Source organism: Dolichospermum sp. LEGE 00246, from assembly GCF_015207865.1.
GTDB lineage: Bacteria > Cyanobacteriota > Cyanobacteriia > Cyanobacteriales > Nostocaceae > Dolichospermum > Dolichospermum heterosporum.
The window spans coordinates 1-12259 of sequence record NZ_JADEWA010000126.1; the positions used below are offsets into that span (position 1 = coordinate 1).

The 12259-nt window shown below is 36.6% G+C and carries 15 protein-coding genes; 12 read left to right on the forward strand and 3 right to left on the reverse strand.

The genetic code is table 11. The features are described 5' to 3' along the window. Window positions 1-2299 (forward strand): helicase-related protein (locus tag IQ228_RS10820; RefSeq protein ID WP_255549964.1); only part of this gene is annotated, 2299 nt, incomplete at its 5' end. Window positions 2300-2447: 148 nt separating this feature from the next. On the opposite strand, the gene IQ228_RS10825 is transcribed toward IQ228_RS10820, so the two are convergent. Then, a complete protein-coding gene (locus tag IQ228_RS10825; protein WP_027401951.1) occupies window positions 2448-3848 on the reverse strand; it encodes a TldD/PmbA family protein in 1401 nt (466 codons plus the stop codon). A gap of 32 nt (window positions 3849-3880) precedes the next feature. Next, a complete protein-coding gene (locus IQ228_RS10830) occupies window positions 3881-4297 on the reverse strand; it encodes a hypothetical protein (protein ID WP_193962841.1) in 417 nt (138 codons plus the stop codon). A gap of 668 nt (window positions 4298-4965) precedes the next feature. Between IQ228_RS10830 and IQ228_RS10835 the strand changes: the two genes are divergently transcribed. The 4 genes from IQ228_RS10835 to IQ228_RS10850 all read left to right on the forward strand — a co-directional run bounded on the left by IQ228_RS10835 (window position 4966) and on the right by IQ228_RS10850 (window position 6336). Beyond that, window positions 4966-5229, forward strand: a complete 264-nt coding sequence (locus IQ228_RS10835; RefSeq protein WP_027401949.1) for a hypothetical protein — start codon at window positions 4966-4968, stop codon at window positions 5227-5229. A 140-nt stretch (window positions 5230-5369) separates the two neighbouring features. Continuing rightward, window positions 5370-5627 carry a hypothetical protein gene (locus IQ228_RS10840; RefSeq protein ID WP_193962842.1) on the forward strand — a complete coding sequence of 86 codons (258 nt, stop codon included), beginning with the start codon at window positions 5370-5372 and terminating at the stop codon, window positions 5625-5627. Between the two features lie 118 nt (window positions 5628-5745). Then, on the forward strand, window positions 5746-6054 hold the full coding sequence (locus IQ228_RS10845) for a DUF3181 family protein (RefSeq protein WP_027401947.1): 309 nt from the start codon (window positions 5746-5748) through the stop codon (window positions 6052-6054). Window positions 6055-6111: 57 nt separating this feature from the next. Beyond that, window positions 6112-6336 carry a hypothetical protein gene (locus IQ228_RS10850; RefSeq protein WP_027401946.1) on the forward strand — a complete coding sequence of 75 codons (225 nt, stop codon included), beginning with the start codon at window positions 6112-6114 and terminating at the stop codon, window positions 6334-6336. Between the two features lie 280 nt (window positions 6337-6616). On the opposite strand, the gene cysK is transcribed toward IQ228_RS10850, so the two are convergent. Next, window positions 6617-7558, reverse strand: coding sequence for a cysteine synthase A (gene cysK, locus IQ228_RS10855; protein ID WP_027401695.1), 942 nt, complete (start codon window positions 7556-7558; stop codon window positions 6617-6619). Between the two features lie 867 nt (window positions 7559-8425). On the opposite strand from cysK, the gene IQ228_RS10860 reads away from it, so the two are divergent. The 7 genes from IQ228_RS10860 to IQ228_RS10890 all read left to right on the forward strand — a co-directional run bounded on the left by IQ228_RS10860 (window position 8426) and on the right by IQ228_RS10890 (window position 12040). Further along, the gene (locus IQ228_RS10860; protein WP_027401696.1) at window positions 8426-8854 is read left to right on the forward strand and encodes a hypothetical protein; all 429 of its coding nucleotides are present in this window, start codon (window positions 8426-8428) and stop codon (window positions 8852-8854) included. 37 nt (window positions 8855-8891) lie between these two features. Continuing rightward, the gene (locus IQ228_RS10865) at window positions 8892-9155 is read left to right on the forward strand and encodes a hypothetical protein (protein WP_015079389.1); all 264 of its coding nucleotides are present in this window, start codon (window positions 8892-8894) and stop codon (window positions 9153-9155) included. A 2-nt stretch (window positions 9156-9157) separates the two neighbouring features. Next, window positions 9158-9469 carry a hypothetical protein gene (locus IQ228_RS10870; RefSeq protein WP_193962846.1) on the forward strand — a complete coding sequence of 104 codons (312 nt, stop codon included), beginning with the start codon at window positions 9158-9160 and terminating at the stop codon, window positions 9467-9469. A gap of 131 nt (window positions 9470-9600) precedes the next feature. Then, the gene (locus tag IQ228_RS10875; protein ID WP_027401698.1) at window positions 9601-9936 is read left to right on the forward strand and encodes a hypothetical protein; all 336 of its coding nucleotides are present in this window, start codon (window positions 9601-9603) and stop codon (window positions 9934-9936) included. An 18-nt stretch (window positions 9937-9954) separates the two neighbouring features. Next, window positions 9955-10953, forward strand: coding sequence for an LLM class flavin-dependent oxidoreductase (locus IQ228_RS10880; protein ID WP_193962843.1), 999 nt, complete (start codon window positions 9955-9957; stop codon window positions 10951-10953). Continuing rightward, window positions 10946-11317: a hypothetical protein gene (locus IQ228_RS10885; protein ID WP_193962844.1), complete on the forward strand. Its 372-nt coding sequence runs from the start codon at window positions 10946-10948 to the stop codon at window positions 11315-11317. Before IQ228_RS10880 ends, IQ228_RS10885 begins: the two co-directional genes overlap by 8 nt. Window positions 11318-11431: 114 nt before the next feature. Continuing rightward, window positions 11432-12040 carry a class I SAM-dependent methyltransferase gene (locus tag IQ228_RS10890; protein WP_193962845.1) on the forward strand — a complete coding sequence of 203 codons (609 nt, stop codon included), beginning with the start codon at window positions 11432-11434 and terminating at the stop codon, window positions 12038-12040. Window positions 12041-12259: the final 219 nt, after the last annotated feature.

Consider the following 12259-nt stretch of genomic DNA (forward strand, 5'->3'; position numbering starts at 1 on the left):
CTTTTATGTTAGTCCTCGCAAACAAGTTAATTTGGATATTATCGAAAAATTTAAGGATAAAAATACCGGAAAATTATCTCATGACAAATTATTGGCTATAAATACTAACAGCAACTTAATTACAAATAATTTTGGTCGTTACACAGTTCAATACACATCTAACCAGCGTCAGGGTAAATTTATTGAAAAGTCTGTTGACTTTCTCGATAGTAGAGATATTGAACAAAAAGCCAGACGTTCGGACAGATTTCAGCGAACTAAGGAAGATGTAATTCAAGATGTGGGACAAAAAAAGCAGGGTGTTCTCAATAGCATTTGCGAAGCTATTTCCACAATTGTAGAACAAAAAATATCAAATAATATTATCGCAACTGCTTCTATTCAATCCTTGAAAATGACTGATGCTGGTAATACATTAAAGCATTTTAATAAGATATTTAGAAATGCTTATAATACCTCAGATGGTAAAGTTTTACCGCAAAAAATGCAAGAAATATCTGGGAGAATTAAACACCTATTTATCATGATAGATGAAATTACAGGTGATGATGGAGGTGTGGAGTTTTTAAATGGAATTCATCAAATAATAGAAAAGTATCAATTAATGGATTCTCAACATGGTTTTAATACTAAAGTAATTGTTGCTGATGCTTCTATTGTTGATAAAAACGTGATTATTCAACACCTATCTGATACCTCCCCAGAACCAGATAAAATATATTTCCGTCGCGCTGTAGATACGGCTCAACCTCTTTCTATTCAACCATTAATATTTAAAGGTTTAGAATCAACTGTTATTAATACTAACTCCTACCCAGCAAGCAGTTTATCTATTAGTTATCAAGTATTAGTTGAATCTTGTAGATTTAGGGAAGAAGGGGGATTAAAGCAACAATATAATTTAGAATCTGGGTTACAAACTGAGATTTTAAAAGATATTGAATCTCTCCTTCAACGGTCAGATGTTGAACAAATAATTGTTTATATTCAAAACAAGCGTAAATTAGCAGAATTAATTGATAAAATTAAGCGAAACTGGGGGAAGTTTGAAAAATGTACAGATTATTTAGAAATACACGCAAATATTTCTGAGAACGAAAAGAAAGAAATTCATAAATTTCAGGAAAATGTCAAAGTCATTTTTATGACTGCTTGCGGTAGTCGGGGGTTATCTTTTCCTAAAGCTAAACACATTTTAGTAGAAATTCCTAAATTTGAAATTGAAAAAAACCTTATGGAAATAATTCAAGTTATTTACAGGGGTCGGGGAAATCAGCATATAGATAGTCAAGAAAAAGAACTAATTTTTTACTTAGCAGAACGAGCAGTGTATTATCAAGATGATGCAGAAATATCTTTACAAGAAAGTGCGCTGAGTCTATTAAATATATTATTGATTTTAAAAGGTTCTATCATGACCCGGATTTTTGGTTATAGTCGTATAGGTCGAGATAATTTTATGCTGATTCCTATCGGTGGAAAATCTGTTTTTGCTGCTGGAGAAACATTTTCTGCTCAAATGGTCAACCTGATTCGTCAATTAAAAACAGAATATCAACACAATAAAAGCGATATATTGCTAAAACAAGTTTATACAAATTTAGAAAATCTCCTCGGACGAGCAGATTTTGTCATTCAAAGTACAACTGAGTCTAATTATTTAGGACTACAAAAGTGTTTTAACAACAAATTTTCAGAAATTTCTCATACTTTAGATAAGTTACTAGATTTTGGAAAACTTGAACCTGGTTATATTAGTGGTGGTTTGCTGGTAGTACCTATTGCTAATAATAAATTAGAAGAAACTTATCAAATGCGACTAGCTGATATAGCAACTTACGCTAATGAAGAACTGTGGAAAAATATGCACGAAATTACCCGCCGCAAATCTTATTATCCAGAAAATTTACGATCTGCTATTCAAGATGCTATAGAATTAGTGAAAAATCTCAAAGATGATGTCAAGAAAACCCAAAAACTCGAACAAAGTAGTCAACACAATGATCAATATTACGCTTTACCATTATTTGCGTTTATTAGTGGGGAAGCAATGAAAGAATATTTTGAAAATGAACCCCAAGAACCGGAAGATCAACTTTTTCGGGATATTTTATCTACCTACATTCGTTTATTATATCCCGTTGGTAATGTTTTACCAATTGGTCATAATTACAAAGAATTTCCCTTTGTGGTATTTAGAAGTTATAGCTTAGAAGAAATCAGAAACAAAATATTTACAGAAAAGTACCTATTAAATTCTCATGAATTAAATGTGCTAAATTTGATTCTTTCTTCCTAAACATCTCCCATAAGTCACCAAAAATAAAATACTCGACTTCTCCAAGGAGTCGGGTATCTAAAATGAATGATAATTTTTCGCGTTTTATGGGTTGAAGCTATTGACTCGCGCCAAAAAATATGTTATACTAAATCTTGATAAGGAAGAACTATTCTCCACTTTCTCCTCCCACGACAACATCCCGAATCCGTAAACTCGGACCACCGCAACCGACGGGTAAACCATTTTGTCCACCTTTACCACAACCACCGGATTCATCCCAGTAAAAATCATCACCAATGGCTTCAATATCTGCGAGGGTTTGGAAAACGTTACCGGAAAGAGTCACATCCTTTACAGGTTCAGCAATTTTGCCATTTCTAATCATCCAAGCTTCCCCAGCACTGAAAGTGAACATTTCCCCGTTCGTCATTCCTCCTAGCCAATTTTGGGCAAAAACACCTTCTTTAATCCCCGTAAATAAATCCGCAACTGGGGTTCTCCCCCGTTCAATCCAGGTATTTGTCATTCTCACAATAGGGGAATAGTGATAATTCAGACAACGGGCATTTCCTGTGGGTTTTTCTGCTAATTTCCCAGCAGTTTCACGAGAATGCAGTCTACCAACTAATACACCATCTTCAATTAACTGGGTAGTCGTCGCTGGTGTACCTTCATCGTCGTAAAAATAACTACCGCGATGTCCTTGGGGTGCAGCACCATCAAATATTTGCAGTTCTTCGGGTCCGAAACGTCGTCCTAGAGTCATGACTTCCAGAATATCAGGGTTTTCATAAGCCATATCTGCTTCAGAAAGATGTCCAAAAGCTTCATGCACAAATAAACCGCTGAGAATAGGATCAATAACTACGGTATAAGTATTACCCTTAACAGATGGTAAAGATAAAGACGTAACCGCTCTTTCTGCTGCACCTTTAACTTGTGTGTCTAAATTAGTTAGATCTTCGTAGGCTTTGCGAGAACCAGTGGTTTCTCTGCCAGTTTGGACAGTTTCCCCATTCCTGGCTGTGGCTGCAAAGCGCATTTCCATATCTACCCAAGATTGATCAATGAAAGTTCCTTCGGATGTGATAATAATTACTCTTTGGGTACTGTCACTATAATGAACTGAGGTGGTAGTAATTCGATGATCAACTGTTTTAAGTAAGTCAGTATAGCGATCGCATAATTGCTTTTTCTGCTTTAGCGAAACCTGACGGGGATCAGTACCCAACAGAGGTAATTTACATACGGCTTGTACGGGATCAATGGCTGCAAGTATAGTTTCCTCATCACCCACTATCCGGGCTGCGGCGATCGCCTCTTCTATGCGCTCTTCAATGGTTGCTAGTTTATTAAAACTACTTAATCCCCAACCACCTTTATAACAAGTGCGAACATGACCACCAATAGAAATTCCCTCGCTGAGAGTTTCCACCCTATCACCACGCAAGACAATATCCGTTCCCTCAGCCTCTTCTAAGCGAATCATCAAATAATCCACCCGGGAAGAATAACGGGAAATTAAATCTGAGAGGAGATTTTGAACATCAGTAAGTTTAGTTGTCATTTTATAAATTGCTGTAAATTACATTTATTTTCTTATTCAAAAACATATTTTTCTGCTACTTTCCAATAACGAGAAAACCTCTTTAAATCAATATATCCGTCATATTCAAAAAACGGTTCTCCTGCCAAAACTTCTAACTTTACAGACTTTTCTATTTGATCACAAATATCATCAAACCTGGGACTAGGACTATCTGTAGTTATAACTAAATTAGTATTATGTTCCTTCGCAAAAGCTAAAACTTGTTCTGCTATATTTCCCCGGCGAATTTCTACAGGTAATTCTAGCAAACATTCATAAATGAAAGTCAGGCGTTTGAGGCTAATTTGCCATTCTGCAATTAAAGCATCATCCCAAACCCAAAGGGCTGGGGCTTGGGGATATTCTTGGAGTGCAGGGTTGTGGGGACTCAGACAGTCTCCATTGATCCAAATAACTGGTTTATTCATGATCTGCGCTTATCTATATCAATAGAAAAATAAATACATAGCTATCTTAAATCATAACGGTGATAGTTAATCATTTTACCACAAACTCAAATCCGTTAATTGCTGATTTGACAAGCATTCCAACCCTTCTAACTCTCCTGATTCATAAAATTTTAATAATTTTTACAAAATCGTAACTATGGATACATCCGATTCTGGCAACAGTGGATAACATGATAAAAATATTCACATAGTAAGAAACATCAAGAATCAAAAAACCATTTCTTTTGCCTCTTGCCATCTTCAATAAACAGCAACCTACAGGAGTTTGCCTTCCTAAATAATTCACCCGACAAAAATAATCTTTATCACCTTATATTTAAGGTCAAAACAACTCTATCACAATTCATACCAACTTTATCTGAGACTGCACAGAATCATCGAATCCATGAATTCATCCGTCCTTATCCGCGTTTATCTGCGTTTATCTGCGGTCAATGATTCTAGAAATCTGATTTTATGTAGCTTCATCGGAATTTGGTAGCAGTATGACATGATCAAAATATGTCATACTAATTCGGAATTTTAGATTGGGAATGAAAAACACTTTGATAACAGTTTCCCACACCACTAAATATCCGCAGTCAGCGTCCTTGTGATATTTCAGCTAAACCATCAAGGAGTTTACTATGCTTCGACAAATGTGCTGGTTATCTAAGTCTAGCGGCGATGATGAAAAGATCTTACACCTGCAAACTGCACCTGGACAACCTTGGCGACCTTACACAGCTTTTCCGCAATTTTCAGTTCCAGACTATCGCATCCCTCGCGGTTCTAAGGGTTGGGCCACTTATCAAAAACTCTTGAAAGCAGGTTGGACTTTAGTACCTAGTGCCAGAGGCAGCGAATTTGCCCCCACTAGCTATGCAGAGTCAACTGTGCAGAGTTTATAGCCTATATTACCATCTGGGGAACACCATCAATATTATCTTATCCCCAGATGGGTGAAATTATTTGCGGATCTGAGCAAGTCAACCCCAAACACCTTACAATAAATAAGGTGCGTTAACTGCTGTCACGAACATTTATATTTATGCCTCCCCGTTGGCCTCGCAAACCAGATCGCAAAGATCCAGATTTCCGTAAACTAGATGATCGCATGAATTTCGCTGTTCATGTCGGTATTTGTGCAACTGTCAATTCTGGGTTGTGGTTTTTCCACATTTTGAAAACTACTGCCTGGGAATGGCTTCCTGGGGTAACAATTGGTTGGGTAGGAGTATTGCTGCTGCATCTAATTTACATTGGTGCGATCGCTAATTACGACCAAACTCCACCGAAATCTACCTAAAGAGAGAAAAACAAGCTAGGGAATTCTCACCTGTGGTAGTAGATCAAGTCTAGCTAATTGAGTAATAATATGAAATAGGCTAAGATATCCCGATGTTACTAACAAAGAGGTTATATTTATGGCTAAAACTAATACCACAGAATTACTAGAAACCCTAGCCGCCGAAATTGGTGAAAGTGTTTATATAGATATTGCAAAATGGCATCTTTATTTAGCTGATGCCAAGTTGCACCATATTGTTGCTGAAAAATTGTATCCTTTAATTACTGCTAAGGCTGTTAATGAAGAAAAAGTCATTGCTGCTTTAGAATCTATTACTGTTAAAGTTGGCGGTGGCAGAAATGAAATATCTTTAATTAATTTGTTGCCCTTACAATGTCAAGTTACCTTAGTAGATATTGTCGAAAAATATCAACGGGAAATCTAAGCTTCATTTTCTTTCCATTGGCAAATTTACACATTTAAATAATGGAGGTTGACCAATATGTTTTTACAAATCAAAGATAGCCGCGATTTAGTGAAAATAGTTGATGTTCAAGAACTATTAGACCCCACTAGTAAAATTGTCCATGCCCAAGACCAAGAAGGACAAGAAGAACAAGAAACGGACATTTATCAAAAAGAAGAACTAGTGTTTCCTTCTGGGGAAAAATTACCACGCTGTTGGTTAGATGCCAAATTTAGAGAAAGAGAATCTGTAGCAGCTTAATATTAATTACATAGGGTGAGATAAATCACCCTATAATTATAATTGGTATTACCCCCATAGATTGTATTGACAGCAAATTGTCATCAAACCCGGAACAAGAACCCCACCCCCAACCCCCTCCCCGCAAGCGATGAGGGGGCTAAGATGTACCTCATAAGATTGAAAATCGCTGTAAATATGCGTGACATGAAACCCCTGTAGAGACGTTCCATGGAACGTCTCTACAATCTTTACCGGGTAAATGTTGGGTAACATACGTCAACCCAACCTTACAAAATGTTTAACTCATTAAATCTTGAAACAATGCGGTGCTTAAATAGCGTTCACCAAAAGAAGGTTGAATCATTACTATTAATTTACCCGCATTTTCTGGGCGTTTACCAACTTCAATAGCAGCAGATAAAGCCGCACCCGAAGAGATTCCTGATAATAAACCTTCCTCCCTAGCTAATCTCCGTCCATATTCAATTGCTGCTGCGTCCTCCACTTGAATTATTTCATCAATTAAATCTTGACGCAAAACATCAGGAATAAATCCCGCACCAATTCCTTGAATTTTGTGAGAACCGGGTTTACCACCTGATAGAATCGGACTGTTACTAGGTTCAACTGCAATAACTTGAAAACTTGGTTTGCGTTGTTTAATTACTTCAGCAATACCAGTAATTGTGCCGCCCGTTCCTACCCCAGAAATTAAGATATCAACTTCTCCGTCAGTATCCGCCCAAATTTCCTCAGCGGTGGTTTCTCGGTGAATTTTCGGGTTAGCTGGGTTGGCAAATTGTTGTAACATAAAGGCATTAGGAGTATTGGCAACAATTTCCTCTGCTTTGTTAATTGCGCCCCGCATTCCCTGGGTTCCTGGTGTTAATTCCAAACTTGCACCATAAGCCCTCAACATAGCCCGTCTTTCTTGGCTCATGGTTTCTGGCATAGTTAAAATTAACTTGTAGCCACGGGCGGCTGCTACCATTGCTAAAGCGATACCTGTATTACCAGATGTTGGTTCAACTAAAATGGTTTTGCCCGGTGAAATTAAACCTTCAGATTCAGCGGAAAGGATCATACTTACGCCAATTCTGTCTTTTACAGAAGCCGCAGGATTCATACTTTCTAGTTTGACGACTATCCTAGCTACTACTCCCTCGGCTTGGGGAATTTTATTTAACTGAATTAATGGCGTTTTTCCAATAAGTTCTGTTACGTCTTTAGCAATTCGCATTTTTTAACTCCTAAACTCCTAAAATTTATATATTAATCTATTTCGGTTACATATTTATCTGATTAGTTCTTTATATTAGCCATAGCCATTTTACCATAATTTCTGTCTATTCCCACAAGAAAATATTCCTAATTGTTAATACCTTCGCCAAATTGAAAAAAGTCTTGATTCGTAGGTTGGGTTGTTCGCGTGAGCGTTGCGGAGCAATAGCATGAAACCCAACACTCATGTTGGGTATTGATTGTTGAAAATAATACTGTTCTACCTTCCTTAGAATATCTTAATTTTGTTTCTGAGTTATTCAAGATATCTTAGGTCTAGTCTTGTCATGAGATGCTGTCATTTGAGTACAGTTTGTACTTGTGAATCTTCCCTAATAAATATCTCAAACCAATAGCCGATATTAGTTTGGCTTTGAGTACAAAATACCCCGTCCCCTCCCTCAAAAATGCTAGTACCCCACTCAAAAAATACTAGCACCCCCACACCAAATATTTTTTTTAATGCTTGCACAGTCAGGATGACAGACTATGAGTATTATCGTAATCATCTTAATAATATTAATTCAACTCACTTAAAGTTAGGACTAAAAGGGCAACTGATATAAACGATATAGGATTTACGCAGAGATTCCCCTCTACCCCCCGAAGTTCCTAAGATGCAAGTCTGACGAATCAGGGGGGACTTCTTAACTCCTATATTTCTCAAAAGTTATCTCAATCCTGTCTGTATTACTGAATATAAAAGGAAAGAATTTTGTTTTGAGGAGATTTTGATAAGCATATTTTGAATAAAAAAGGTGCGAAAAATAAACCTACTAATAGAAATTTTCTTTCTAGGTAGTTGATACCTGGTAATGGAGAAAACATGAAAGTCAAACTTTTAAATGTGCTTACCGTAAGTTTGGTAACTTTAGCATTAATTTCTCCAGGGGTAGTAGTATTTGCTATAGTTTGGGGACAACATAGAGAGTTCGTTAAAACACAGAATTTATCCTGTGAATTGCCGAAAATAAATATAGCATCTCCTCAATTAGTTCCCCAAACAAGAATTATCAACACTCAGCCATCTTTAGTCAAGGTTAAATTATCTGAAAATAATTTTCTACATCAAATCCAAATTGCGGCAAAAAAATATAAATTAGCAACAATTTTGCAATGGTTATTTTTAGTAACACCGATTTGTATTGGTATAGGAATTATCGCTTATGACAGATATCTTGTCTACCGTGCTGCTGTATTAAAAGAACACATTGCCATGTTGGAAAGAATGTGGCAACAAAGCATCGAACAGTAATTTTTCAAATTAATCATTCACCATAAACTAAATTATCATGACAGATGAACGCCAAACACAGTATTTTAATTTAATTGATGAACTTCTCCAATGTCCTAATGGTCAAGAACCAGAAGTTTTGGAAGCACAACCTGAATTAATTGATTCTGGTTTAGTGCAAGCAATGTTACAAGTAGCCACAATGTTTGCTCATCAAGGTAATCAAGATGGAGCGCAATTTCTATTTTTTGTTGCTAAACAATTGGCAAAAGAATTAGGTTTATACCCTGAAGTTTCTAATCAAGTTGTCACTCAGGAGTAATGATGCTATTGACTTCAACTGATGCTGGAAAAATATCATTAGAATTTCTTTTGGCAGATTGGAATATTGCTGATGATTATAGAGATTGGTTTACAGTGATTAATTCTCGGTTAATGGGTGAGAGTTGGTACATTGTAGAATTGGGTGTAGAGGGATTACCTGATAGATGGGTTATGCAGGTTTATGACACAGGAGTTTGTGATCCTAACTATACTTTTATTTCCCCAATTTCTGGTTCAGAAGGATATACCGATTTGAAAAGTCTACCAGATATCATTGCTGATGTTTTAGTAGCAGAACGCAATTCTCGATAGTTGAAAGTTTTAGATCCCCGACTTCTTAAAGAAGTCGGGGATCTTATTGATTTTATTTATTTTGTCAGGTTTAAATAACAATTATATGTTATAATTAATAGAGTTATGGAAGCTACAGAAGAATCAGTCAGATGATTACTGAAGACATCCTAGCCCAAGAATTTCTTAGAGTCGTAAATGACTATTACCCAGCCGTGGGAGAACTCTTAGAAGGCTGTCATGTGAAAGTTATTACTTGTTTTTGGGGACGACCTGCAAAACGGTTTCAATATATAGGAATTTATTGTCGAGAAGACATAATGCCCTGTATCCAATCCAAAAAAGAAATCCTCAGAGAATTAGCCGAAAATATGGGGTTAATTCAAGTAGTTTGTCTGAATGCTAAACGATTGCTACGTGACCCTATGTCGAAGTTAAAGCAGTCCGAACCTCGATTATGGTTGGAGTTGCAATTAGTCGCAGCCTAATCTAATATTTGGTCAACAATGAAAACAGGACTTTTCTGCAATTACGAAAATCATCACCTAGATGCTAGACGGACTATCTTTGAGCAAGTTTTATTGGTAAAAGAGGCTGAAAGTTTAGGTTTTGAAGAGGCTTGGGTAACGGAACATCATTTTAATGAGTTCAATCTTAGTCCTTCAATTCTGCTGTTATTGGCACATTTGGCGGGTGTAACTTCACAAATTCGTCTAGGAACTGCGGCTGTATTATTGCCATTTCATCAGCCAATCCGCGTGGCTGAAGATATCGCCACTTTGGATAATCTTTGTAGTGGGAGGCTGGCTTTTGGGGTAGCCAAAGGTGGACCATTTCCACAGCAAAATAAACATTTTGGGGTGACAACCCAGGAATCTCGCACCAGAATGTTAGAGTCAGTAGCATTGATTCAAAAGCTGTTATATGAGACTGATGTATCATTTAATGGCGAATATTATCAATGTGAAAATCTCACAATTCATCCCCAACCATTGCAAAAACCAATTCCCATCTATGTTGCTAGTGGTGACGATGATGCAGTTAAATTTGCTGCTGAAAATTCTTTCGGTTTAATGGGTGGTCCGCCTTTTTCTCTAGAAAGATTGCGGAAGACAGTCAATAAGTATCGGGAATTTAATTCCAGTGGTGCTGAAAAGTTCCTGTTAGCCCGGTTCTTTTTTGTGGGTAAAACCCATGATGAAGCGGTAAATGAAGCATTGCCTTTTATTCGCCACTTCAGCAAAGAAATGACGGCTAACTCGACTCAAGTAATGCAGAAAAGTCCTCAACAACCAGCATTTGATCGGACAAATATTTGTTTCGATGAAGACTATTTGATTGAGAATTCAATTATCGGTGATGTTAATGGTTGTCGTGACAAAATCAAGAAATTTCAGGACGAATTAGATCTCAGCACACTAGCGTTAAAACCCTCATCTTTTTCTTTGCAAAAAAATCGAGAAAGTTTGCAACGCTACAATCAAGAGGTGCGGAATTATGTCTAAATTTTCTTTGCTTCCTCCCGATGATTTACCTCCGACAAAGGTAACAAAAGAGGATGGTATCCTCCATTTGGAGTTGGAACAGTCTATAGGTAGATGCTTCTTTTATGCGTGCGATCGCATTACCCAAGTATTACTATCTAATTGTCAGTGGTACATGACCACAGATAAGACTACTTTAATGTTAATTGTAGACTGTCCCGATATAGTTGCTTATTGGCACATAGTTAGCAATATTCCCCAATTGGGAAATAGACTGGAAAGATTGACTAAAAATGCCAAAATCCGTGTTTATCCTCCTTTTGGCAAAGGATCACCCTTTGAAATTGGAGTAACTGAAATTTCAGCTTATCGAGATTGGTTGTAAGTCCTAAATTATATTTTAATTACGACAAGATCCCCGACTTCTCAAAGAAGTCGGGGATCTATATGATCTATCTTTTTATTGTTATAATAAAATCAACACAAAAATATAGCAGCCATGATTAGTAACTTTGTCAATAATAAAAAAGAATTATTTGACCGTTGGGCAAATAGTTATGATTGGGCATTTCCTTCTTTCATTTACCAAGCAATCCATAAAAGATTACTGACAAAAGTTGAATTACCACCAAATGCCAATGTACTTGATTTAGGTTGTGGAACTGGACGCTTATTAAATAGATTAGCAACTCAGTTTCCAAAAATCACAGCTACAGGTTTAGATTTGTCTCCCCAAATGTTGCGGGTAGCCAGACAAAATAACCGCCACCGTCCCCGCTTAATTTATCTGGAAGGTAATGCGGAAAATCTCCCCTTTGCTGAGGGACAATTTGACGCGGTTTTTAATACAATTAGTTTCTTACATTATCCCCAACCAGAACAGGTTTTAAATGAGGTAGCGAGGGTACTTTCTCCTGGTGGTAAATTTTATTTAGTAGATATTACTGTTAATAACTCATCACTATGTCAAATTACGCCCCATTCTCACACAGGAATTAAGTTTTATAGCCAAAAACAAAGAGAAGAAATGGGTAATAAAGCTGGGTTAACTTGTGTAGGTCACTATGATTTATTGGGATTTGTATTATTAACTATTTTTCAAAAATAATCTATTTGTAGGGTGCGTTAGTGATAGCGTAACACACCATTTTCCTATCTTAGATAGTTAGTAGATTTAATATTCCAAGTTTAAATTTCCACCTCTTGAACGACCTCTAAAGGTAATTCTAATATTTCTACAATTTCTTGATTAGTTAAACCTAATTGCCGTGATTTTTCAATTTTTCAACTCTCTTTTTATCTAACTTTCTCTTAGGAGGTTTAGAAC